The 22,787-nt window shown below is 69.1% G+C and carries 21 protein-coding genes; 8 read left to right on the top strand and 13 right to left on the bottom strand.

Translation table 11 applies throughout. From position 1 onward, the window contains the following. Positions 1-10 precede the first annotated feature (10 nt). Positions 11-805 carry a carbon-nitrogen hydrolase family protein gene (locus NQK81_RS38350; protein ID WP_257489929.1) on the top strand — a complete coding sequence of 265 codons (795 nt, stop codon included), beginning with the start codon at positions 11-13 and terminating at the stop codon, positions 803-805. Here the strand turns inward: NQK81_RS38350 and NQK81_RS38345 are convergent. Next, a complete protein-coding gene (locus NQK81_RS38345) occupies positions 753-1,241 on the bottom strand; it encodes an Lrp/AsnC family transcriptional regulator (RefSeq protein ID WP_257485365.1) in 489 nt (162 codons plus the stop codon). The two genes, NQK81_RS38350 and NQK81_RS38345, sit on opposite strands and share 53 nt — an antisense overlap. 68 nt (positions 1,242-1,309) lie before the next feature. Here NQK81_RS38345 and NQK81_RS38340 point away from each other — a divergent pair, with 68 nt between their 5' ends. Further along, positions 1,310-2,203 (top strand): SMP-30/gluconolactonase/LRE family protein, encoded by an 894-nt coding sequence (locus NQK81_RS38340; RefSeq protein ID WP_257485364.1) that lies wholly within the window; start codon positions 1,310-1,312, stop codon positions 2,201-2,203. Between the two features lie 210 nt (positions 2,204-2,413). Here the strand turns inward: NQK81_RS38340 and NQK81_RS38335 are convergent, their stop codons facing one another. Genes NQK81_RS38335 through eccB form a run of 3 tightly spaced genes read right to left on the bottom strand, consistent with a single transcriptional unit; the run spans position 2,414 to position 5,231 of the window. Continuing rightward, a complete protein-coding gene (locus NQK81_RS38335; RefSeq protein ID WP_034319368.1) occupies positions 2,414-3,070 on the bottom strand; it encodes a response regulator in 657 nt (218 codons plus the stop codon). Further along, complete coding sequence (locus NQK81_RS38330) at positions 3,067-3,807, bottom strand: response regulator (protein ID WP_371878830.1); 741 nt, start codon at positions 3,805-3,807, stop codon at positions 3,067-3,069. The genes NQK81_RS38335 and NQK81_RS38330 overlap by 4 nt, the downstream gene beginning before the upstream one ends. Then, the gene (gene eccB / locus NQK81_RS38325; protein ID WP_257485363.1) at positions 3,804-5,231 is read right to left on the bottom strand and encodes a type VII secretion protein EccB; all 1,428 of its coding nucleotides are present in this window, start codon (positions 5,229-5,231) and stop codon (positions 3,804-3,806) included. The genes NQK81_RS38330 and eccB overlap by 4 nt, the downstream gene beginning before the upstream one ends. A 146-nt stretch (positions 5,232-5,377) precedes the next feature. Here eccB and NQK81_RS38320 point away from each other — a divergent pair, with 146 nt between their 5' ends. Continuing rightward, positions 5,378-6,451 (top strand): type VII secretion protein EccE, encoded by a 1,074-nt coding sequence (locus NQK81_RS38320; protein WP_257485362.1) that lies wholly within the window; start codon positions 5,378-5,380, stop codon positions 6,449-6,451. A 264-nt stretch (positions 6,452-6,715) separates the two neighbouring features. On the opposite strand, the gene eccD is transcribed toward NQK81_RS38320, so the two are convergent. The 6 genes from eccD to NQK81_RS38290 are packed head-to-tail and all read right to left on the bottom strand — an operon-like array spanning position 6,716 to position 12,138. Next, entirely contained in the window at positions 6,716-8,092 is a 1,377-nt protein-coding gene (gene eccD / locus NQK81_RS38315) for a type VII secretion integral membrane protein EccD (protein WP_257485361.1), read from the bottom strand. Beyond that, positions 8,089-8,418 (bottom strand): YbaB/EbfC family nucleoid-associated protein, encoded by a 330-nt coding sequence (locus NQK81_RS38310; RefSeq protein ID WP_016336001.1) that lies wholly within the window; start codon positions 8,416-8,418, stop codon positions 8,089-8,091. The genes eccD and NQK81_RS38310 overlap by 4 nt, the downstream gene beginning before the upstream one ends. Continuing rightward, positions 8,415-8,933 (bottom strand): hypothetical protein, encoded by a 519-nt coding sequence (locus NQK81_RS38305; protein WP_257485360.1) that lies wholly within the window; start codon positions 8,931-8,933, stop codon positions 8,415-8,417. The genes NQK81_RS38310 and NQK81_RS38305 overlap by 4 nt, the downstream gene beginning before the upstream one ends. Positions 8,934-8,938: 5 nt before the next feature. Further along, on the bottom strand, positions 8,939-10,288 hold the full coding sequence (locus NQK81_RS38300; RefSeq protein ID WP_257485359.1) for a WXG100 family type VII secretion target: 1,350 nt from the start codon (positions 10,286-10,288) through the stop codon (positions 8,939-8,941). 17 nt (positions 10,289-10,305) lie between these two features. Beyond that, on the bottom strand, positions 10,306-11,337 hold the full coding sequence (locus NQK81_RS38295) for a hypothetical protein (RefSeq protein ID WP_257485358.1): 1,032 nt from the start codon (positions 11,335-11,337) through the stop codon (positions 10,306-10,308). 21 nt (positions 11,338-11,358) lie between these two features. Next, positions 11,359-12,138 carry a WXG100 family type VII secretion target gene (locus tag NQK81_RS38290; protein WP_257485357.1) on the bottom strand — a complete coding sequence of 260 codons (780 nt, stop codon included), beginning with the start codon at positions 12,136-12,138 and terminating at the stop codon, positions 11,359-11,361. Between the two features lie 153 nt (positions 12,139-12,291). On the opposite strand from NQK81_RS38290, the gene eccCa reads away from it, so the two are divergent. The 3 genes from eccCa to NQK81_RS38275 all read left to right on the top strand — a co-directional run bounded on the left by eccCa (position 12,292) and on the right by NQK81_RS38275 (position 18,639). After that, positions 12,292-16,233: a type VII secretion protein EccCa gene (eccCa, locus tag NQK81_RS38285; protein ID WP_257485356.1), complete on the top strand. Its 3,942-nt coding sequence runs from the start codon at positions 12,292-12,294 to the stop codon at positions 16,231-16,233. A 9-nt stretch (positions 16,234-16,242) separates the two neighbouring features. After that, positions 16,243-17,202 carry a serine hydrolase domain-containing protein gene (locus NQK81_RS38280; RefSeq protein ID WP_257485355.1) on the top strand — a complete coding sequence of 320 codons (960 nt, stop codon included), beginning with the start codon at positions 16,243-16,245 and terminating at the stop codon, positions 17,200-17,202. A gap of 399 nt (positions 17,203-17,601) precedes the next feature. Beyond that, a complete protein-coding gene (locus NQK81_RS38275; protein WP_371878926.1) occupies positions 17,602-18,639 on the top strand; it encodes an HNH endonuclease signature motif containing protein in 1,038 nt (345 codons plus the stop codon). Positions 18,640-18,941: 302 nt separating this feature from the next. On the opposite strand, the gene cpt is transcribed toward NQK81_RS38275, so the two are convergent. Further along, entirely contained in the window at positions 18,942-19,463 is a 522-nt protein-coding gene (gene cpt, locus NQK81_RS38270) for a chloramphenicol phosphotransferase CPT (protein WP_257485353.1), read from the bottom strand. A gap of 209 nt (positions 19,464-19,672) precedes the next feature. On the opposite strand from cpt, the gene NQK81_RS38265 reads away from it, so the two are divergent. Further along, the gene (locus tag NQK81_RS38265; RefSeq protein WP_257489927.1) at positions 19,673-20,371 is read left to right on the top strand and encodes a S1 family peptidase; all 699 of its coding nucleotides are present in this window, start codon (positions 19,673-19,675) and stop codon (positions 20,369-20,371) included. 64 nt (positions 20,372-20,435) lie between these two features. On the opposite strand, the gene NQK81_RS38260 is transcribed toward NQK81_RS38265, so the two are convergent. Both NQK81_RS38260 and NQK81_RS38255 read right to left on the bottom strand, forming a co-directional pair. Further along, positions 20,436-21,182, bottom strand: coding sequence for a hypothetical protein (locus NQK81_RS38260; RefSeq protein WP_257485352.1), 747 nt, complete (start codon positions 21,180-21,182; stop codon positions 20,436-20,438). A 67-nt stretch (positions 21,183-21,249) separates the two neighbouring features. After that, positions 21,250-22,239 carry a hypothetical protein gene (locus NQK81_RS38255; RefSeq protein ID WP_257485351.1) on the bottom strand — a complete coding sequence of 330 codons (990 nt, stop codon included), beginning with the start codon at positions 22,237-22,239 and terminating at the stop codon, positions 21,250-21,252. Positions 22,240-22,433: 194 nt separating this feature from the next. Here NQK81_RS38255 and NQK81_RS38250 point away from each other — a divergent pair, with 194 nt between their 5' ends. After that, a complete protein-coding gene (locus NQK81_RS38250) occupies positions 22,434-22,775 on the top strand; it encodes a WXG100 family type VII secretion target (RefSeq protein WP_076153289.1) in 342 nt (113 codons plus the stop codon). Positions 22,776-22,787: the final 12 nt, after the last annotated feature.

Raw genomic sequence — 22,787 nt, 5'->3', positions numbered from 1 at the left:
GGAGGCCTCCGTGCCGCGAATCGGGTTGTGCCAGCTCACGGCCGCCGAGGATCCCGAGACGAACCTGAAGCTGATTCGCGAGGGCGTGACGGCCGCGGCGGGCGAAGGCGCCCGGATCGTCGTGTTCCCGGAGGCGGCGATGGCGCGCTTCGGGATCCCGCTCGGGCCCGTCGCGCAACCCTTGGACGGACCGTGGGCGTCCACTGTGGCCGGGCTCGCCGAAGAGCACGGCGTCGTGGTCGTCGCGGGCATGTTCACGCCGTCACCCGACGGGCGCGTGAGCAACACCCTGCTCGTCACCGGCGCGGGGCATCACCTCGGCTACGACAAGATCCATCTGTACGACGCCTTCGGGTTCGCCGAGTCCGACACGGTCGCGCCCGGCGCCGCGCCCGCCACCTTCGAGGTCGACGGGACCACGTTCGGCGTCGCGACCTGCTACGACATCCGCTTCCCCGAGCTGTTCCGGAAGCTGGCCGACGACGGCGCCGACATCGTCCTCGTGCCGACGTCCTGGGGCGCGGGCGAGGGCAAACGCGAGCAGTGGGAGGTGCTGGTGCGCGCCCGCGCGCTCGACTCCGGCTGCTGGGTGCTGGGCTGCGGGCAGGCCGATCCGGCCACGACCTCGACCCCGGTGAACCCGAAGGCTCCCACCGGGATCGGCTACTCCACGGTCTCCGACGGTTTCGGCCGCGTCCACACCCAGCTGGGCGCCGGGCCGGAGCTGGTGGTCGTCGACGTGGATCCCGCGGTCAGCGGGAAGGCGCGGGCGGCGACGGGGGTGCTGGCGAACCGTCGCCTCTAGCGTCTACAGACCGCTCGAAGAAGGATTCGAGCACCACGATCGTCTGCGTCCCGGTGACGCCTTCGATGGCGTACAGCCTGCGCAGTGACGCCTGCAGCTCCTCGGTGGTCGGCGTGCGCACCTTCACCAGGAGCGAGGCCGGGCCCGCGATGATGTGCGCCTCGACGACCTCCGGCAGCGCCTCCAGCGCGGCCTTGGTCGGCGCGTCGCCCATCCACGAGCCCGCTTCGACCAGCACGTACGCCATCACTCCCCGGCCGACGGCCGCCGGATCGACGTCCACGGTCGTGCGCCGGATGACGCCCTGTTCGCGCAATTTGCGGACCCGCTCGTGCGCGGCGCCCGCGGACAGGCCGACCGCCTTGCCGAGCGCGGCGTACGCCTGAGTCGCGTCCTGCTGCAACGCGGTGAGCAGCATGCGATCCACGTCATCCATGGGTTGACCATATCAAGTTCAGCGGTTCATGATGATCGCAATATGTCATTCAGAGCACTGGGGTTTCCATGGACATGGTCAAGGCGCATTTCGAAGTCCTCGACGAACGGTTCGCCCGCGTCAACGGGGACGAGTGGATGCAGCGGATCCACACCGGCTGCCGGTGGACCGAGGGGCCCGCCTACTTCCCGGCAGGCCGGTACCTGGTGTTCAGCGACATCCCGAACGACCGGGTCCTGCGCTGGGACGAGACCACCGGTGCGGTCGGCGTGTTCCGCGAGCCCGCCGGATTCCACAACGGGCACACCGTCGACCGCCAGGGCAGGCTCGTCAGCTGCGAACAGGGCGGCCGCCGGGTGACGCGCACCGAACACGACGGCACGACCACCGTCCTCGCGGACACCTATCAGGGCAAGAGGTTCAACAGCCCCAACGACGTCGTCGAGTCCTCCGACGGCGCGATCTGGTTCACCGACCCGAGTTACGGCATCGACAGCGACTACGAGGGCCACCAGGCGGAAAGCGAGATCGGCGCCTGCCACGTCTACCGGGTCGATCCGGACGGTTCCGTACGGATCGTCGCGGACGATTTCTCGCGCCCGAACGGGCTGGCGTTCTCGCTCGACGAGTCGCTGCTCTACATCGCGGACACGCGGCAGAAACCCAGCCACATCAGGGTTTTCTCGGTGGACGGGTCCGTGTTGTCGGGTGGCGAGGTGTTCGCGACCTGCGACGCCGGCGGTTTCGACGGCGTGCGCGTGGACGCCGCGGGCCGGGTCTGGGCCGCCGCGCACGACGGCCTGCACTGCTTCGCGCCCGACGGCACGCGGATCGGGAAACTGCGCGTGCCGGAGGTCTGCTCGAACCTGACGTTCGGCGGGCCGCGGCGGAACGATCTGTTCATCACCGCGTCCAGTTCGGTGTACACGCTGCGGGTGAACTTCTCGGGGCCCCGTTTCTGACGGCCGAAGCCGGCAGTGTGGCCGCGGAGGTGTCGCGAAAGCCACTTTCGAGACATCAGACGTCGCGAAAGTGGCTTTCGCGACACACGCTTCGGCCTAGGGAACACCTCGGCCGCACGAAGGCCGGCTTCCCTTCCCGCAGGGAAGTGAAACGCCCCTTCACCACCTGAAGGTGGGCAAGAAGACCTCGCGGCCTTGCCAGTCGAAGACTTACCGCAGCAGGCCCTCGCGGATCGCGACGCGCACGAAGCCGGCTCGCCGCCGCTCCCCGGTCTTGTCCCGGATCCGGTCGAGATAGGACCGCACGGTCCGCACGCTGATGTTCAGGATCTCCGCCACGTCGACGTCGCGTTCGCCCGCCGCGACCAGCCGCAGGACCTGCTTCTCCCGTTCGGACAGAACGATCTTGGGCCCGGCGTGGCGGTCTTCGCTGTCCTGGATGATCATCCCGGCCAGCGTCGGCGACACGTACGCATTGTCCTCGGCGATGGTGCGGATGGCGCGCAGGAGTTCGTCGCCGTCGACGTCCTTGGAGAGAAAGCCTTTCGCCCCGGCCTGCATGGCGCCCAGTACCTCGGGCTGCTCGGCGTGCGCGGACACCACGAGCACCTTGTGCCCCATCTGCCCCACTTCGAGTACGGCGGCGGCGTCCTGGACACCTCTCAGCTTGAGGTCGAGGACGACGACGCTGCCGGGCGGCTGTTCCTGGACGGCGAACCGCGCGACGGAGTCGGCGACGGCGCCCAGCGCGATGTCGGGTGCTTCGGTGAGGACACGCGCGACGGCGTCCCGGTACAGCGGATGATCTTCGATCACCCCGACGTTGATCGGCGTGGTGCGTTTCGGCTGCTGCTCGTCTGCGTTCACCGGCGTCCTTCGAATCCGCCCGCGTCGGCGCGGGGCGCGACCGGCCGAGCCGGGCCGGGCACCTCCGGCGGAGACGCGAGACCGAGCTGGATGGCCTTGCGGACCAGACCGGCCCGCCTTCTCTCTCCGAGTTTGTCACGGATCCGGTCCAGATAACCGCGGACCGTCCGAACTCCGATGCCGAGGATGCGGGCGATGTCGACGTCGCGTTCGCCCGCCGCGACCAGCCGCAGGACCTGCTTCTCCCGCGCGGAGAGCGCGACGTCCGGAGCCGGCGCGGGACGGTCGGCGTTGTCCTTGATGATCATCCCGGCCACCACCGCGGAAACGTAGGCGCGGCCCCGCGCGACCGTCCTGATCGCGGTCAGCAGCTCGTCGACGTCGACGTCCTTGGACAGGAATCCCTTGGCACCGGCGGCGATCGCGCCGAGCACCTGCTCGGGTTCGGCCTGCGCGGACACCACGAGCACGTGATGGCCCAGTTCGGCCACCTGGAGCACGGCGGCCGCCCCGGCGATCCCCGGCAGGCCGAGGTCGAGCAGCACCACGCTGCCGGGCGGCTGCGGATGGACGTGGAACCGGGCGACCGAATCGACCACGGCGCCCAGCTCGATCCCTTCGGCCTCGGTGAGGACCCGGACCACGGCGTGCCGGTACAGCGGATGGTCTTCGATCACCGCGACGTCGACCCGGTCGGTCTCCGGCCTGTCTTCGGTCACCTGCACGTTCCCGATCACCCCGTCCCACCCACCGCCGCGGACACCGCGCGGCCTGCCTGCGCCGGGTCCAGCGCGGGACCGCGCGGAACCAGTGCCAGCAATCCATTCGGAACCGGTTGCCGTTCGGCTTGGCCGTACCCGAGCGAAGCGAGTGCCTCGGTGCTCGCCACCGGGTACTTCAGGCCCGTGTCGGTGACGACGTAGACCGTGCCGGAACCGGATTCCGCCACCACCGCGCCTCCCGACGGGGGCACGAAGACGGCGTCGGCGACGAGCGCGTCCGTGCGCGCCGTCACCGGGATCGCCTTCGCACCTTGCGGCAACGGGACCTGTGCGGAGATAACGATTCGAGAACCGTGTGCGCATAACGTCACGGACTGTCCGGTAACGGGCGCTTTTCGCGGGATCCGGTCCGGATACTCGGCGGGATCGGCGCCGCCCGTCCTCGCCGAGGCGACCTTCGGCACCGCGGCGACGTCGGCCGCGCGCACCGCGACGGGCGCCGGGACACCGTTGTAGGCGTCCGCGTTCTCCGGCGTGTTGATCAGCAGGCTCGCCTCGGTCTGGCCGATCGGCTGGAGCCCTTCGGCGCGGACGAGGTAGTAGGACGTCGCGTCGTTGGGCGACGCCATCGCGTCGACGACGCCGAGCACCGAACCGACCTTCGTCGCGGTGCCGCCGACCTTCGGGCCGGGACGTCCGGCGTCCTCGACCGCGCGGTAGGCCAGATCGCGTCCGGCGGCGACGGTACCGATCCACCGGGAGGACACCGCGATCACCGGATAGGTGTCGAACTGCAGCGCCGTGGCGGCTTCCGGGGTGAGCTTGTAGCGGCGCCCCGCCGTCACGAGGTAGCGCTCCCCGTCGGGGACACGGACCACGACGGCCTGGTCCCTCGGCAGGTCGACCCCGGCCGCGGGCGCGCCGAGGAGCACCGTCGTCTCCGGTTCGGCCGACGCGGGCGCGTCCTGAGTCGTCCGCGAGCAGCTCGTCCACGGCGTTTTCACGAGCGCGGCCGCCGCGGGCAGTGAGTCGGGGGCGCCGGGAATGCCGATCTGCGAACCACGCGGCGCCTTCGCGAGCTTGTCCGAAGGGACGGTCACAGTGGCCTCGCCGTTGCCGCCCGCCATCAACCGCGCGGAGGCGTAGTTGAGCACGGGGTGCAACGCGCCGTCCTGACCGAGGATGTAGCGCGCGCCGGTGCCCTCTTCGACGATCACCTTGCCGCCCGCCAGCCAGTCCTTGCCGCCGGACGGGTTCAGCAGGCCGATCACGCCGAACACCGCGGTGACCAGCAACGCGACGCCGAGGCCGCACAGGGTCCCGATCACGAGCCTGCGGCTCGGGGCGACCGGGTGGTTGGCGTCAGCCGAGACCAGTGCCGAAACCAGTCTCCTGCGGAGGAATTGGTAGGCCTGGATCTGGTCCCGCTGCGTCCACACGCTCCCGTCCCCCGCCGCTCTTGCCCACCCGTTCGAGGGTGCTCACGTTAGGTTCCGGCCAGGTTCGCGGTGAGGGTATTTTTTACGCCCCTCCCCCGCGCGGGGCGGGGCTACCGTCGTGCGCGTGCACGGAGGAGGGGAATTCCTTGTCGGTTGAAGCCCCGGCCCGCCCGGTCCCGGAACAGGCGCCCGCGCGCGGGATCGCGGGGGCGGCGCCGCTGCCCTGGCTGCTGCCGATCCGCCCACTGCAGGCGGCGCTCTGGGAGATCGCCGGGATCGCGATCCTGCTGGCCCTGACCGTCGACGGGATCCCCCAGGCCGTGTGGATCAGTATCGTCGCCGTCGCCGGCGTCCTCGTGCTGACGACTTCGGTCCGCTTCGCCGGACGCCACGCCGCGGGCTGGGCGCTCACCTGGGCCAGGTATCGACTGAAGCGCCGCGACAAGAACGAAGTCCCCGATCCACTGCACCGGCTCGCCGGTCCCGTCCGGGTGCGCCAGCACGTCGATCGCGCGGGCAACCGGTTCGGCGTCGCCGAGGTCAGCGACGGGTGGAGCGCCATCGTGCGGCTCACCCCCGGCACCGTGGCACCGTCGCCGGACAAGCTCGTCGGCATCCTGCGCGAGGCGTACACGAGCACCGGGATCCCTTTGTCCAGCGCGCAACTGCTGACCTGGACCGTCCCCAATGGACAGTCCTTGCTGCGGGTCCGCTGGCTCACCGTCCGGTACCGGCCCGAGGACGCGCCCATCGCCGCGCTCGCCAGAGGCGGCGGAGAGCTCGGCGCGCTGCGGAGCACCGCCTGCGCGGCGCTACGCCTGATGGGCACGCTCGCCGAAGCGGGGTTCGAGAGCACCGTGCTCGAAGCGGGCGAGGTGACGGAGAACCTGCGCGTCGCGCTCGGCAGCGGCCAGGACACGCCGGTGGACGGCTGGCGTTCCTGGGCTTGGGGCGGGGCGTCGCAGGTCTGCTACCGGCCCCGGTCGGAGCGGGATCTCGGGCGGACGCTGGATTTTCACGTGCCCGGCTCGGCGTTCACCGCGACTTCGTACACGCTGTACCGGTCGCCTGGCGGACGCGAGAAGTCCGAGGTGACGATCCGGGTGGGCGGACGGCCGGGAGCGGAACCGGTGCGGCCGGCCGGGATCGCGGTCGCCCCGCTGCACGGACGGCACGCGGCGGCGGTCCGGCGGACCCTGCCGCTGGCGCTGGAGAACTGAGGGGACGCCATGGACGTCGCGAAAGCCACTTTCGGGACACCAGACGTCGCGAAAGTGGCTTTCGCGACATCACCGCCGCCTCGGGCTCGCTCTATTCGACGCCGTGTGAACCGAAAGGGCGCGCGACGCGTTTCGTCCTCTGAATGTGGGCAGTCGCGCAACGTTGAAGGTTGCGAAAGCCACTTTCGCAACCTTCAACGTTGCGAAAGTGGCTTTCGCAACGTCAGCGGAGCCTTACCCGTCAACTGAATGCGGCCGGAGAGATCAGCCCCGCACGGCCTCGTAGACGCCCGCGATCATGCCGACGAACGGGATCAGCGAGAGCAGCACCAGGAACTCGACGATATCGAGAGTCCTTGCCCAGTAAGGAGAACGACGTCCCTTCGCGACACGCGTCGCGTAGGTGAGACAGACGCCCGCCGCGACGACGACGGCGCATCCCGCGGCGAAGACGAACGAACGCGGACCGCTCGCGGCGAGCCAGAATCCGGCCGCCGCCAGGGCCGCCGCGCCGAAACCGATGAGCACCACCCGCTGCGAACGGCCGGCGAAGGCACGCGAACGCAACATCAGCGCCAGACCCAGCAACGCGCTCAAGCCCGCTTCCCAAGCCCCGCCGGACGAAGACAGGACCACCGACGCCGAAACCACGACGAGCCCGAGCGCGACGAGCAGCCCGGTCAGCAACGCCTGCGCGTACGTCGTACCGCCGACCATGTCCTCGCCGAGCGAAGGGTTCTCGTCGGCACGGAACGCGTCCATGTCGTCGGGCACCCGCGGCAGCGGCAGCCTGCCGAGCCGCAGCGCCATCATCGGCGCGACCGCGGCCAGCGCCGTCGCCACCACCGCGACCACAGCAGCCGCCGAAACCGGGCGGACGTCGGCCAGCAGGACGATGGCGGTGGTGATCGCGCCGAGCCCGGCCGACACCGTCACCGCGACGAACCACGGCAGCCGGTCCGCCACCGAAACGGCCGCGATCACGCCATAGACGGTCACCACCGCGAGCCCGGCGGCCAGCGGCCCGGCCGACAGCGAGAACAGCGGATGCGGCGGCAGGATCGACATCCCCGCCAGCAGCGCCGCGCCGACCCCGGCGAGCGCGCCGGCGGCACCGGCCTCCGCGTCGCCGTACGCGCGGCTCAGCGCGCCACCGCCCAGCACCAGCACCAGCGCGAGCAGCCCGGTCCCGATCGGCGCCAGCACACTGCCGGACGCCGCGGCCTGCACCAGCAGCCCACCGGCGAGCAGCAGCACCACGGACGCGACGATGCCGGCCTTGCGCGCCACCGACGGCCCCCACCGCCCGGTGCCCGACTCGGCGACGCTGGCGATCGAGTCGACGACGTCGTCGAACAGCAGCGGACCCCGCGGGCGTTCCCGCGGGGTCAGATGGAGGACTTCGCCGTCGCGCACCTGCGCCGCGGCGACCGTGAGCCCGAGCGCGAGCGGAGCGCCGCCGAGCCGCGACAGCACCCAGCCGGGATGCTCGGCCGACGCCTGCCCCGAAGCGCCCGCGAGCCGCACGAGCTGCGGGACGAGTTCGGCGAACGTGCTCTGCTGCGGCAGCGCCACGTCGACGCGCGCCCTCGGTGTCACCACCGTGACGCGCCGGGTGGAACCCGCGATCGCGGCCGTCATGCTTCGATCGACTTGGCGGACTCGATGACCGGGGCGAATTTGGCGCTGCTGGCCTCGGCCAGTTTCTGCAGCCCGTTGTTGACCGCCTCCAGCACGATCTCCGAGAGGTTGCGCGCGTCGTACTGCCGCACCGCGCGCGGGTCGATGTCGATCGAGGTGAACCGGCCGTCACCGCGCAGCACGACGGTGACCTCGTTCTGCCGCGAGTGCGCCTTGACCTCCATCGCCTCGACCGAACGCTGGATGCGCTGCACCTCTTCGGTCTGCTTGCGGACCTGGTCCAGCAACTCGTCCATGTCCGGCATGGCGTAGGGGTCGGTGGTCACGAGTCTTCTCCTTCATCTGCGGGGAAATCCCGCCGGACGTGGACACTGCCCACGAACCGCCGGAAGTCGTCGCCGAGGCCACGGGCCGCCTCGGGCGTTGCGGTACAGGCGATTTCGAGGATCAGCCGCTCGGCCGGGGTCGCCCCCGGCACGGTCAGCAGCACCTGCGTCTGCACGAGATCCTGTCCTTCGCCGGTGCGGACGCGCAGCACCTGCGTCACTCCCGGCGCGATCCCGGTGCCGATCACCTTGCGCCGCACCACTTCGAGCGCGGCCATGGTCCGGCCGAGGCGCTCGACGGCCTCGTCGGCGATGTCGGTGATCTCCGCCTGGTCGGGCCGTTGGCCGATGCTCAGGGTGATGTTCGGGGTGAACTCCGCGTGCGTCCCGGAGCGCACCGCCACGAAGACCGCGCCCTCGGCGCCGACGGACGCCGGCTCGACCGGCACCCAGCCCTCGGGGATGTCGAACCCGAGCGGGAGGGAGACCCGGTCCTGCGTCATCGCTTCGCTCATCCCCGTCACCACGTGCCCACGTAGGTGATCGCGTCGTCCCACGCCTCGCCGACGGCGTCCGCCGCCTGGCCCGCCGCGCCGCTGACCGCGTCGACGGCCGCGCCGCCGTACTCGCCGACGGTGTCCGCGATCTTCGGCAGATCGATGTCGATCTTCGCGCCGATCCCGGCGCCGAGGCCGAGCGCGACACCGGCCTTGAAGTTGACCTTGATATGCCCGGCGTCGTAGACGGCCTGGCCGTCGAGCTGCGCGCCGAGTCCATATTGGAGGGTTCCGCTCGCACCGACGCCCACCCCGGCCACGTCCGCCGCGAGTTCGCCTTCGATCTTGCCGCCGACGAAGGCGTTCGCGTGCACACCGACCCCGTGCGCGCCCGCCTGCAGCGAACCGTTCACCTCACCGCCGACGAACGCGGTTCCCTTGGCGCTGCCCGAAGCGACGCCCCACTCGCCCTTGCGTTCGAGCTCTTCCTTGAAGGCGGCCAATTCCGCATGCCCGGAAGCCTTCACGTCCCAGCCCTGCGAGGAGATCTTGGCGTCCCACCCGGGGGTGAAGCCGTCCTGTTCCTGCTTCCACTTGGCATAGGTGATCTCGGTGTTGCCCCAGGCCTTTTCGCCAAGGCTCTCCGGCTTCGGCCTGCCGAACGGGGTGTCACCGGCACGCGGGGCGCGCGTGCCTTCGAGACCATCCCAGGTGAGCTTCTTCCAACCGGAGTTGCCGAACCAGGAAGGATGCGAGCGCGGGCGCTTGCGTCCGTCGAGCGCTTCGCCGTTGAGCCAGTACAACGGGCCGCGGCCCCATTTGCCGAGCTCGTGCTCGATCCGGCCGGTGCCCTCCGGCGGGAACAGCCGCGCGAGTTCTTCGCTCAGCTCGTCGGCGATCTCCTGCGCCGCCTGCGCGGCGCGTTCGCCGAGCTGCCGGGCGGCGGAGATGAACGCGTCGACCGCGTTCGCGTTCGCCGTCCGCGCTTGGCTGACGAGCTGCGCGGCGTACTGGTCGAACTGGGCGAGGATCGAGTCCACACAGGACTTCGCGCCCTGCAGGGCCTGCGCGCCCGCCCGCAGCCGGTTCGACTGGTCGCTCAGTTTCGCGCCGAGCTCGCCGAGTTCCTGACTCAGTTTCGCGGCGGAGATGGAGAACGCCGTGTAGGCGTCGCCCTCCCAAGACGCGTTGAGCGCCTTCGCCGCCTTGCCGATCTCGTCCGCCCGGCCCGAAACCGTCGACGCCCGGTCGCCGCACCGCTGGCCGGCCGCGGTCAGCGCCGAAGGATCACCGGTGACCCGCCGCTGGTACTCGACCACGAGCCGCCGGTAGTTCGACAGGATCGAACTGACGACGCCCGAAGCGTCGACCACACCGCTCCCCCACACGGCTACCTGCCCTTCGCCGGTGAGTCAGCACCCGCATCGATATCGATGTGCTGCTCGAAGTGCTTTCCGCCGTAGTTCATGTCGATGTCGATATCGATGTCCTGACCGCCCGGCGCCTGCACGGTGGACTTGCCGGTGCTCAGGTCGGTGGTGATGGTGACCGTGTTGCCGTTGCCCACGCCCGCTCCGGGGTATGAGCCACCGGAACCCGCGCCGCCACCGGAGGGTCTGTCCACCGGGATCCACGCGTCGGCACCGCCGGGCCAGTTGCCCTGGGAACCGTTGCCGCCCAAGGCCGGCGGCCGGTACTGGGTGAACGGCGGCGTCTCGCCCGGCGTGGAACCACCGCCACCGGAACCGCCGATGGCGGCCTGCCCCGAACCGCTGGCGACCGAACCCGGCGCCTGCGGGTTGGTGACCGGGGTACCCGAGACCGCCGAGTTGCCCGCCGCGCCGTTGTCCCCGGCGTCGTTGTGCCCGAACAGTTTCTGGACCTCGCCGATGATGGTGGCGATCTGGGTGATCTGGTTGGCGAGGTCGACCACGCCGAGCGCCTTCAGCAGCGCGCCGATCGCGGTGATGAACGCGCGCAGCGAAGCACTGGTGGCGGTGGAAAGCGCGACCGCGGCACCGTAGGTCCACGGATTCGACATCAGTCCCGCGACCGTCGGGTTCACCGCCGAGACCACCGCCTTGTACGCGGTCTGCGCGGTCTTGATCAGCGTCCCGGCGATGCCGAGCAGCTCGGCGCCCTTCTGCACGACCTGGATGATCTTGGTCAGCGAGTTCAGGGAATCGGTGATCTTCTTCAACGCGGAGTCCGACGCGGCGCCGGACCAGATCTTGCCCAGCTGCTCGGCCGCCTTCGTCACCTCGTTGTACATGGTGAGGAACTCGTTGGCCTTCTTGAGCACTTCGAGGACGTGCTTCGCGATCTGCTCCGGCTGGCCGGTGAGGATCTGCGGCAGGATCGTGATCGGCCCGCCCGAGGACGCCGTGGCGTCCATCGCGCTGGAATTGGGGTAGGTCAGCATGGTCGCTCCTCAGGCCGGAAGTCAGACGGAAGCCGGGCGGTAGACGCTGACCTTCGCCAGGCCGTTGATGTCCGCGTCGACGATTCCGTGGTTGTAGAGCAGCCCGCCCTCTCCGGCGATGGCGATGATCGGCTCGCGGTCGGAGAACAGGAGCGGTTCGACCACGACGACGTCGCCGCTGTGCACCCCGCCCGGCACGTCGCCGAAGTTGCGCGCCGTACCGGCGTAGACCTCGATGACCCCGACCCGCGCCTGGTTGTCGGCGTCACCGGCCAGCCAGTCGTTGAAGTCCGAGACGCCGTGGAACCGCGTGTCGGTGATCGGGTGGTCGCCGAGCTGTCCCAGCCGCGCGTCCCCCAGGTAGCGCAGCACGTTGCCGACCGACGACGGCTCGCCCTGCCCGCCGGCGCTGTCGTTGATGGCCAGGGTCGCCAGTTCGGAGGCGTGCGAGTTGCCCCAGATCGACGACGACGTGGAACCCGCGCCGCCACCGGGACGGCCGCCGTATCCGCCCGCGACCGCCTCGTCGGCGGCCTGGTAGGCGTCGGCGCTGCTCTTGATGAAGCCGTTGATCTGCTGCAGCAGCTGCAGGAGCGTCCGGACCGCGACCACCTGCTGGCTCTGCATGGCGGTGTTGGCCGCCGCCACCGCGCTGCCGAACGTGGCGAACGACATCGGCTGGAGGACGGTGCGTTCGAGGTCGGCGACGACGTTGATGCCCTGCATGATGATGCCGCCCAGGTTCCCGACCGCCGAGCGCATGGCCTCGGGCTCCGCCCGGTACTCGCCCGTGCCGACCATGGCTCTCCTTACTCTCTTCCCCCACGTCTGCGTTGACCAGCAGCGTAAGTTCGCCACCAGACGCGAGCGGACGGCAAAAGTACCCACCGCAGGGGCGGCACGAGTGGCCAGAATGATCGGCAGGATTACCCACAAGCGGCCAGAAAGACCCTGATGAGCGCCACTCGCGACCGCCTGCCGGCCCTGGGCGAGCAGCCCGGTGAAATCGTCCTGCAGTCCCCGCCGATGCTGCCGAAGGGCTCCTCCGGCGGAGCCATGCAGCTGCTGATGTTCATGCCGATGATGCTGGGCATGGGCGCCATGTCGTTCGTCTACATCGGACGCGACGGCGGCGTGATGACGTACATCTTCGGCGCGTTGTTCCTCACCGCGATGGTGGGCATGGTGGTGATGTCGCTCGGCCGCGGCGGCGCGCAGAAGAAGGCGCAGATCAACGAGGAACGCCGGGACTACCAGCGGTATCTGACCGGGTTGCGCGGCCAGGTCCGGGACATCGCGGACAACCAGCGCGCGGCGATGGCGGCGCTGCAGCCCGACCCGGCGGATCTGTGGGCCTACGTCGAGACGGGCAGGCTGTGGGATCGGCGGCGGTCCGACGCGCAGTTCGGGCAGGTGCGGATCGGGACGGGGCCGCAGCGGCTGGCGACTCCGTTGAAGGCGCCGCAGACCGTCCCGCTGGAAGACCTCGACCCGGTGTGCTCGACGAACCTCAAGCACTTCATCCGCACGTATTCGACGGTCGACGGGCTCCCGGTCGCGGTCTCGCTGCGGTCGTTCGCGCAGGTCAGCCTTTCCGGCCGCCGCCCGGACACGCTCGGGACCGCGCGGGCGCTGCTGACCCAGCTCGCCACCTTCCACGCGCCCGGCGACCTGCGGATCGCGTTGTGCGTCAAGGACGACCGGCTGCACGACTGGGAATGGGCGAAGTGGCTGCCGCACGTCGCCTCCACCGCCGCCGACGCCGCCGGTCCGCGGCGGCTGGTCGACTCCGGCGCCGGGAAGCTCGCCGAACTCCTCGGCCCCGACCTCGGCGACCGGCCCGCGTTCACCCGGCGGCCGGACGCGCGGCTGGACCTGCCGCATATCGTCGTGATCGTGGACGGCGGGCACACCCACGGCGACACGCGGCTCGTCGCCGAAGAGGGCAAGCTCGGTGTCACCGTGATCGAGATCGGCATGGAGCAGCCGCGGTCGGTCTCCTCGGAACGGCTGCTGAGCCTGCACATGAGCCCCGAGCAGCTCGGGATGGTCGTCGGCGACGGGACGGAGCAACGGCTCGGCTTCCTCGGCAAGCCGGACACCTTGGACCGCGGGGCCGCCGAAGCGCTGTCCCGGATGCTGACGCCGCTGTTCCAGGGCGCGGCGGTGGTCAGCGAGGCGCCGATGTCGGCGACGTTCGGGCTGGCCGGGCTGCTGGGAATCGGCGATCCGCGCGACACCGACACCGAGGTCACCTGGGCACCACGATCCGCGCGGGACCGGCTGCGCATCCCGCTGGGCGTGAACCCCGAGGGCAGGCCGGTCGAACTCGACCTGAAGGAATCGGCCGAAGGCGGGATGGGGCCGCACGGGCTGGTCATCGGCGCGACCGGATCCGGCAAGAGCGAGTTGTTGCGGACGCTGGTCACCGCGCTCGCCGTCACCCATTCGTCGGAGAAGCTGAACCTCGCGCTGATCGACTTCAAGGGTGGTGCGACGTTCGCCGGGATGACCGGGCTGCCGCACACCTGCGCCGTCATCACCAACCTGTCCGACGATCTCGCGCTCGTCGACCGCATGGCGGACGCGCTGAACGGCGAACTGCTGCGGCGTCAGGAACTCCTGCACGCGGCCGGGAACTACGCGTCCGTGCGGGATTACGAAAAGGCCAGGGAATCGGGCGCCAACCTGCGGCCGTTGCCGTCGCTGCTGGTGATCATCGACGAATTCAGCGAGCTGCTGTCCTCGCGGCCGGAGTTCATCGACCTGTTCGTCGCGATCGGACGGCTGGGCCGGAGTCTCGGGATCCACCTGCTTCTGGCCTCGCAGCGGCTGGAGGAAGGACGGCTGCGCGGGCTGGATTCGCATCTGTCGTACCGGATCGGCCTGCGGACGTTCTCCGCGTCGGAGAGCCGCGCGGTGCTCGGTGTCGCCGACGCCTACCAGCTGCCGCCCGTGCCCGGTTCGGCGTATCTCAAGTCCGACAACGACACCCTCATCCGGCTCAAGGCCGCGTACGTCTCGGGGGAACTGCCGCCGCGCAGCAAGATCGTGCGCAAGGACGGCCAGAGTCTCGGGCTGATGCCGTTCACGCTGGCGCCGGTGGAGATCCCGGTGACCGTCGAAGCGGAGGAGCCGGTCGAGAAGGGCACCGGCGAGACGATCATCGGCGCGATGATCTCGCGGATCGAGGGCAAAGGCCCGGAGGCGCACCAGATCTGGCTTCCGCCGCTCGCCGAACCGCCCACCCTGGACCAGCTGCTGCCGCCGCTCGGCGAAGACCCCGTGCGCGGCCTGTGCCCGCTGGGCTGGGGCGGCAACGGCAAGCTGATGATCCCGGTCGCCCTGGTGGACAAGCCGTTCGAACAGCGGCGCGACATGCTGTGGGCCGATTTCTCGGGTGCCGCCGGGCACGCACTGATCGTCGGGGCGCCGCAGAGCGGCAAGAGCACACTGATGCGTGACATCGCCGCGATGCTCGCGCTCACCCATACGCCGGAAGAGGTCCAGCTGTTCGTGCTGGACATGGGCGGTGGTGCGTTGGCGCCGATCGCCGGGCTGCCCCACGTGTCCGGCTACGCGACCCGGCGCGACGCCCAGCGCTGCCGCCGTGTGGTGGCCGAACTGACGACGTTGCTCGAACAGCGCGAGGAGTTCTTCTCCGCCAACGGGATCGAGTCGATCACGACGTTCCGCCAGCGGCGTTCGGAGTTCCGGGAGAGCACGGAGGGCCGCGAGTTCGGCGACGTCTTCCTGTTCGTGGACAACTGGACCACGATCCGTCAGGAATACGAGCAGCTGGAGGAACAGATCACCAGCCTTGCCTCGCGCGGGCTCGGTTTCGGCATCCACGTCGTCGTCTCGATCAACCAGTGGATGGGTATGCGGGCGACGCTGCGCGACGCCATCGGCACCAAGTTCGAACTGCGGCTCGGTGAACCGGCGGACTCGCTGATCGACCGCAAGATCGCGCAGAACGTCCCCGCGGACCGGCCGGGCCGGGGGCTGACCGCGGACAAGCTCCACTTCCTCGCGGCGCTCCCGCGGATCGACTCGGACCAGCGCCCGGACACCATCGGCGCCGGTGGGCTGGACCTGAACCGCCGGATTTCGGCGGCCTGGAAGGGTTCGGCGGCGCCGCAGGTCCGGCTGCTGCCTCCCGAGGTCCCGCTGGACTCGCTGGAAGCCGGGCCGCGCAAGCAGATCACGCTCGGTATCGCGGAATCGAACCTGCGGCCGGTGTACCTCGACTTCGCCACCGAACCGCATTTCCTGGCCTTCGGCGACGTGGAGTCGGGCAAGAGCTCGCTCCTGCGCGCGATCGCGCAGGGCATCGTGTCGAAGTATTCGGCGGAAGAGGCCGCGATCGTCGTCGCCGATTACCGGCGAGGGATGCTGGGCGCGGTGCCGGATTCGCATCTGCTCGGCTACGCGGGTTCCGAAACCGTGCTGACCGGGCTGATCGACCAATGCCAGCAGGCCATGCGGAACCGGCTGCCCGGCGCGGACGTCACTCCGGATCAGCTGCGGAACCGGTCTTGGTGGCGGGGGCCGGAACTGTTCGTCCTCGTCGACGACTACGAAATGGTCGCCACCGTGGGCCGCAATCCGTTGCAGCCATTGCTGGAATTCCTGCCGCAGGCGCGGGACATCGGACTCCACCTCGTCATCGCGCGCGGCAGCGGCGGCGCCGGGCGATCCCTGTTCGAGCCCGTGCTGCAACGGATCCGGGAGCTGGGTTCCCCCGGCCTCGTGATGTCCGGGTCGCGGGACGAAGGGGCGCTGCTCGGGGAGGTGAAGCCCGGGCCTCAGCCCGCCGGGCGCGGTGTGCTGGTGTCGCGGCGGCATGGGACGGGGCTGGTGCAGGTGGCTTGGACGAAGCCCGTGGAGGACTAATCTCGGGGCATGGCACTGGATCTGCCCGCTGTCCACGCCGCCGCGGCGGCGCAGGCCGAGCGCGTCACGCCGGGGATCGGCGACATGAGCGCGTATCTGGCGAGCCAGGTGAAGGAACGTTCGCACCGTGAGGTGCTGGGGCCGCTGCTGCCGGCGTCCGGAGCCAGCGGGGTGATCCTTCACCGCGGCGAGCGCATCGCCGCGTGGGGTGACCCCGAGACGCCGGAAATGGCCTTCAGCGTCACCAAGAGCGTCGTGTCGATCGTCGCCGGGGTCGCGTTCGACCGGGGCCTGCTCCCCGACCCGAACCGGCCGGTGGCGGACACTGTCGACCTGCCGGAACTGGCCGGGACCTCGGTCACCTGGCATCACCTGTTGCAGCAGACCAGCGAATGGGACGGGTACCTCTGGGGCAAACCGTCGTGGCAGGACGGCCCTCGCCGCGGCGGTACGCCGGGGTCGGCCTGGGAGTACAACGACGTTCGCGTCAACCTGCTTTGCCTTGCCCTCACCCACCTCTTCGGCCGTTCCTTGCCTTCAGTGCTGGACGAACACGTCCTCGGCCCGCTCGGCGCGTCCGATACGTGGTCCTGGCACGGCTACCGGAACTCGCTGACCACCATCGGCGACGAGACCGTCCCGGTGGTCAGCGGTGGCGCCCATTGGGGAGGCGGGCTGTGGATCTCCGCCGCCGATCTCGCGCTGCTCTTTCCCCGCAACGGATTGCTCAGCGAAAGCTGGATCGAGCGCAGTTGGACGCCCTGTCCGCTGAAGCCGGACTACGGCTATCTCTGGTGGCTCAACCCGTTCCCGTCCACGCCGTCGACCGGTCGGGCCGCGCGTGGTAACGCCGATCAGCACTTGTTGTGGGTCGACCCCAGTCGGGATCTCGTCATCGTTTCGCGGTGGGGGCGAGGGGTCGAGGAACTCGTGCGGGAGGTTTCGGAGGCTGTTCCTATGGTGGGGTGAGTTCTGCTTCTGTTGTGGTTAAGGAAACCAACGCTGGCGCGCCCTAGAAACTCGCACATTTGCCTAAAGATCTCCTGCAAGAGCGCACCAGTTACCCGGCAACCCTCTGCGGCACGACATCCCAGGTGGCGAAATAATCGTTTTACCCCAAGCTTTTTGAACCCGCGCTCACGTTGGCAACGCAGGACGAACTCTATGCCAACGCTCCCGAGGATTCAGTAGCAGCCGAACGCACGTTCGAGTATGATCTTGGTTATGACCACTTCTTTTGCTTTTAATCCGAAAGCTGCTCGTCTTCTGGATGCCGCTTTTGACGAGGAGGTTGTGTTGCGTCGGGCGCAGGGGCGGCAGGTGCGTTCGATAGCGGGGTTCGCCGGGGTGGGTGGTTCGCGAAGATCGGTGACCGAGGAGGTCGCGTTAGCCTTCTCGGTCTCCCGCAATCAGGCGTTCTTGTTGGTCGAAACCTCGTGTGCGTTGGTGGCACGGTTGCCGAACACGCTGGCGGCGTTGGAGCGGGGTGAGATCGATCTGTTCAAGGCGTCGAAGGTGTCCCAGCTGACCCGGGAGGTGTCCGATGAGGTCGCCGCACAGGTGGACGCCTGGATGGCTACCCGTCTGGCCGGGCGTGACCCTGCGGCGATCCGGAAGTCGGTGGATCACGCGGTGCAGAAGTTCGACCCGGACGGTTACCGGGACCGCGCCGAGAAGAAGCGTGCGTTGCGGCATGTGGCGTTGGAGCACGAGGACGAGACCATGTCGAAACTGTCGGGCTGGCTGCCGGCCGAGGTGGCGAGTTCGATCTACGCGTCACTGAGCCAGGCGGCGAAGAAACGCCGCCAGACCGATCAGTCCCGCACCCTTGACCAGCATCGGGCGGATATTTTCGCCGAGCGGCTGCTAGCTGAGGACGGGCACGGGACACCGCGGGCGCATGTCCATGTCTATGTCGACTTGCTGACCCTGACCGGCGCCCGGGAAGACCCCGCGACGCTGGCGGGCTACGGCCCCGTTCCCGGCTGGCTCGCCCGCGAGATCGCCGCCGACCCGGACTCCACCTGGTCCCGGCTGATCACCGACCCGCTTACCGGACAACTCCTGGAAGCCAGTCCCGGTACTTACCGGTCGCCGGCCTCACTGGCCCGGCTGATCAAAGCCCGCGATCGGGAATGCACCCACCCCGGCTGCCACCGGCCGGCGGAGTTCTCCGAGATCGACCACATCACCACCTGGGCCCGCCACGGCAACACCGACCACCACAACTGCCACGCCGCCTGCAAAATCCACAACCACCTCAAAGAAGAACCCGGCTGGACCACCCAACCCACCGGCAACGGCGGCATGACCATCACCACCCCCACCGGCCACACCTACACCGCCACCCCCGAACCACTCCACGACCCACGACCCCAACCCGAGGACGACACCCCACCCTTCTAAAGCGGGTCGGCAGCTTCGACGAAGGCTCCCAGGAGGCGCCTTCGTGGCTCGGTCATGCCCTGATGGGTCTGTCCACTTTGGAGCTTACTCAGGGGCGCCGAGCAAGGTCGGCCACCAAGTTACGAAGGGTGGTCGAGGCGGCGTGCCGCATGGGGTCGAGCCTCACAATTCGGGCTCCTTCGGCCGGGGAACGGCGACTCCCTCCGACGTTCGAGACGGACCCCGGATAGCTTCGGGTCGCGGCGGCGGGATCCCCAGCGCTCACCGTTGGCCTACCTGCCCCCACCAGCGCCCCACCGAAATCACCCGACCCGAGCCGCGATCTCCCGCGCACAAGCCAAAGCTTCATTCACCCCGGTGTCCACCTCAAGGTCGTAAACCACGCCTCGATGCACGATCTCGGCCTGCGCCTCCGCCATCCCCGTGACCCGATCCCCTCGCGCGATCTCCCGCCCGGCGGCGACGACGCCGTCACACCGGACCCCGACCCACAACAACTCGAGTCCGGCCAACGCGTCACGCCACCGCCGCTGCGACGCGGCCCCACCGAGGAACGCGTCGTCGATGATGACCCGGGCCCCCGCACGCACCATCGCCGCGACACCGGCCATCCACGCGTTCTCGAGCCGCTGGAAACCGGATCCGACACTCACCCCGCCGTCCGCCGCGAAGTCGATCCCCCCGTCCACAGTGGACGGCATGGCGTCGATCAAGGTGTCCACGCCGAGAGTGAGCCAGGGATCCGGCAACACCGCTTGCAGGCACCTGGCGATCCCCGACTTACCCGAACTGGAGCCGCCGTTGAGCACGATCACTGTCGTCACGCGAACACTCTAGACGTCGGCAGGCGAACCAGAGCCTGGGAATCCGGATACAACGGACGTCCACGGCAAAAAGGCAGCATCCACCCGATTCCGGAATTCACCCAGGACGGATAACCGACTTCGGTAGGTTACAAAAATCCTTACCGCGGCCTAACTTGGTGAAACCGAAACGGAATCCCCGACGCAGGCCGAAGGGCGAATTCATGCGTATGTCCAAAATCGTCGCAACGGTGGCCGGTGCCGCCGCCGCGCTGACCCTTGCCGCCACTCCCGCCGCGAACGCGGGCCAGGACATCATCGGCGGAGGCACCGTGAGTTCCGCGCCGTGGGGCGCCCAGATCTACTGGGACGACGCCACCGCGTTCGGCGGTTTCAACTGCTCCGGCACGATCATCGCTCCGCAGTGGGTCCTCACCGCGAAACACTGCCTCAACAAGCCCGGCATGCACGTCAAGGTCGGCAACGTCAACCTGAACCAGGGCACCGAGGCCGACGTCGACCAGCAGAAGGCCGCCCCGAGCGGCGACATCGCGCTGCTGCACCTCACGACCGCGGTCAGCACCACGTACATGAAGCTCGGCACCGCGAACCCGGCCAACGGCACCACGAACCAGATCTACGGCTGGGGCCGTACGCAGGGCAACAACCCGCCGTCGAGCGTCCTGAAGACGGCCGACGTCCGCATCACCGGCACCAGCAGCGACGCGTACGGCGGCCAGGCCATCGCCAGCGTCGGCGTCAACGGTTCGGCCTGGCACGGCGACTCGGGCGGCCCGCAGCTTTCGAACGGCGTCCAGGTCGGGGTCTGCTCGACCGGCAGCAACTCCGGCACGAACCCGCAGGGCACCCAGAACTACGCCAGCGTCGCGGCGAGCCGCGACTGGATCCGCACCACCGCGGGAGTCTGACCCGACGAGAAAAGGGCCGTCCGAAAGGAACGGCCCTTTTCGCCTGCCTGAAAACCCCGGAAACTCAGGCGCACTTCGCCTTCGGGTCGATCATCGACACCGAGCCGACCTTGTCCCCGTTCACGGTGAACTCAGAGACCCAGCCCGGTTTGCCGTCGACAGGAACCTGGAACCGGCCGTTGTCGCCGACCTTCATCCCCTTGGCGTCGTAAGCCGCCTTGAGTTCCACCAGCGATGAACCGATACCGATCCCTTCGGCCGTCTTCGCGTCCGAAGGAGCGGCGAGTTCACGTAGCCCGTCCTTGCCGAACGAAGCGCCTCCGGCGGCCACGAAGGCTTTGTCCCGTTCCTCCCGCTTGCCCGCCAGGTCCGCGGACGCCTGAGCGGCGTCAGCGAACAGCTGAGCGTCCTTCGCGGACTTCTCCGCCGATTCGGCGCTTTCCTCCGCGGACGCGCCCGGCTTCGCCTCCGGATCGGCTTCGAGCTCGTCGGCCTTCTTGTTCAGTTCCTTGGCCTTGGTCTCGACATCCGCTTCCGCCTTCATCCGCGCCGGGTCGGGCGCCGGACCGCCGGCATAGGAGAAATCGGTACAACCATCCAAAGTGGACGTCGGCGCGGTCGCGAGCTTCCCGCCCGCCAGCGCGGCGTCCTTTGCCATGCCCAAGGTCAGCCCGCGATATCCCGCCGGACCGAACACCTCGGGCGCCGCCGGAGCGGCCGCGTCGGGAGAAGATCCCGACGAACAGGCCACCCCGCCGATCACTACCACCGTGGCGACGAGCACGACGCCCGTCAACCGTCTACGAGTCACGGTTCCCCCTTCATCGCCCCGAAAGCTATCGGATCGCGATGAAGGTGCCGAACGGATTTCGCGAAGATCACGTCAATTGATGCATCCGCCGCGTAGTCCTAAGCGAAAGTGCCGAACCGGCGGCCACGACGGCGAGAATCCCCGCACCCGCGGCCAGCGTCCAGAAATCCGGGTGCACGATGGACTGGCCTCGCTGGGCCTGCCAAGTGAGCAACACGAGCGCCCCCGCGAAACCCACCGACGCGGTCCGCACCAGATTCCGCCGTACGAATTCCGATTCGAGCACCGGATACCGCCGGGCGAGCTTGAGCAGCCCGAAGGCGACCAGTGGCAGCACCTGGATCGCGTGGATGCCGAAGAAATGCGGGATCCGCATGTCCCCGCCCACGGTGCTCCAGCCCAGCACCGGCAGCCCCGGGCCGCCGTCGGGGACACCGACCGCGTGGGCGCCGAGGACCGACGGCCGTTCGCCGGCGCGGAACTGGGCCATCTGCTGTTCGTTCGGCCCGAACATCAGCAGCGCGACGCCGATTCCGGCGACCGACAGCGCGGCACCCGCGCGTAACGCGGAGTTCATCGCCCGGTCGGGAAGACGTTGGAACAACAGGAGAAGCGCGATGGCCGCCGTCGCTCCCCAGCCGGTGAAGGCGCCGTTCGCGACCATGTTGTTGATCCACTGATCGGCGGGCGTCTCCCGGTTGAAGTGGAGTGTCCGGCCGCGGATGGCGATCTGCCAGAACAGCAACGCCATGTCCAGGCCGAGCCCGGCGGCGAACACCGTCCCGAGCCACCAGCCGAGCCGCTTGCCCCGGGTCAGCTGCCCGATCAGCCACGCCAGCGTCACCGCGTAGAGCCCGACGGAAATCGTGAACTTGAGCGGTTTGAGCCAAATGGGCGCGTTGACGAGGCTGCGGTCGTCGAAAACGAGACCGCCGAGCGCGATGACCCCGAGCACCGCCATCGCCGCCGCCAAGATCATCAACGGCCTATGCGGCGCCACCCTGGATCCCTTGTCCACCATGGGATCGAGCGTGCCGGGAAGCTCCGATCCGGACACTGGAGCGCTCCCCCTGATCGAGGGTGGGGAAAGCCCTACCACCGACCTGTGGGTAATAGTGCCGTCAGCGCGACCGGCAGTTGTGCCGTTTGACCGCACTCCCCTCTTTTCTAGCGTGTCCTTCACAAGAGCAGACAGGGCGTCCCCTGGTGCTCACCGGGATTTCCAGCGAGATGAGAGGAGGTGGCCCATCAATGACCGGTACGGGATATCAGGCAGACGCAGCTGCGATGGCGCGCGCCGTCCAGGGGTTCGAGGAGACCGCGTCGAACGCCAAGACCACGATGGCCAGCTTGGAGAGCGAGCTGACCCAGACCCTGCACAACTACAAGGGTGACCAGGCGGTCGCGTTCTGGGATCTGCAGCGCCGTCTGCAGGAGAAGATGACCATCGCCGTGAACGAGCTCAACACGATGTCGCGCCTCGTGCACGAGAGCAACCGGAACTACAACTCGGGTGACGAGCAGGTCCGGGAAAGCCTCACCGGGGTCAGCGGAGTCGTCGACCAGACCGTGATCCACCGGCTGAACCCCTGATCCGCGAGAGGA

The organism is Amycolatopsis roodepoortensis (assembly GCF_024628825.1).
Classification (GTDB): domain Bacteria; phylum Actinomycetota; class Actinomycetes; order Mycobacteriales; family Pseudonocardiaceae; genus Amycolatopsis; species Amycolatopsis roodepoortensis.
Note: the sequence above shows the minus strand (reverse complement) of the source record. Positions and strands in the feature narration are given on the sequence as shown.

What these genes read in the sequence shown, in the direction of transcription:
- NQK81_RS38280 (WP_257485355.1), top strand. Translation starts at nt 16,243, where the DNA reads ATGGCACTGGATCTGCCCGCTGTCCACGCCGCCGCGGCGGCGCAGGCC.
- eccCa (WP_257485356.1), top strand. Translation starts at nt 12,292, where the DNA reads ATGAGCGCCACTCGCGACCGCCTGCCGGCCCTGGGCGAGCAGCCCGGT.
- NQK81_RS38345 (WP_257485365.1), bottom strand. Translation starts at nt 1,241, where the DNA reads ATGGATGACGTGGATCGCATGCTGCTCACCGCGTTGCAGCAGGACGCG.
- NQK81_RS38340 (WP_257485364.1), top strand. Translation starts at nt 1,310, where the DNA reads ATGGACATGGTCAAGGCGCATTTCGAAGTCCTCGACGAACGGTTCGCC.
- NQK81_RS38265 (WP_257489927.1), top strand. Translation starts at nt 19,673, where the DNA reads ATGTCCAAAATCGTCGCAACGGTGGCCGGTGCCGCCGCCGCGCTGACC.
- eccD (WP_257485361.1), bottom strand. Translation starts at nt 8,092, where the DNA reads ATGACGGCCGCGATCGCGGGTTCCACCCGGCGCGTCACGGTGGTGACA.
- NQK81_RS38250 (WP_076153289.1), top strand. Translation starts at nt 22,434, where the DNA reads ATGACCGGTACGGGATATCAGGCAGACGCAGCTGCGATGGCGCGCGCC.
- NQK81_RS38305 (WP_257485360.1), bottom strand. Translation starts at nt 8,933, where the DNA reads ATGAGCGAAGCGATGACGCAGGACCGGGTCTCCCTCCCGCTCGGGTTC.
- NQK81_RS38290 (WP_257485357.1), bottom strand. Translation starts at nt 12,138, where the DNA reads ATGGTCGGCACGGGCGAGTACCGGGCGGAGCCCGAGGCCATGCGCTCG.
- NQK81_RS38295 (WP_257485358.1), bottom strand. Translation starts at nt 11,337, where the DNA reads ATGCTGACCTACCCCAATTCCAGCGCGATGGACGCCACGGCGTCCTCG.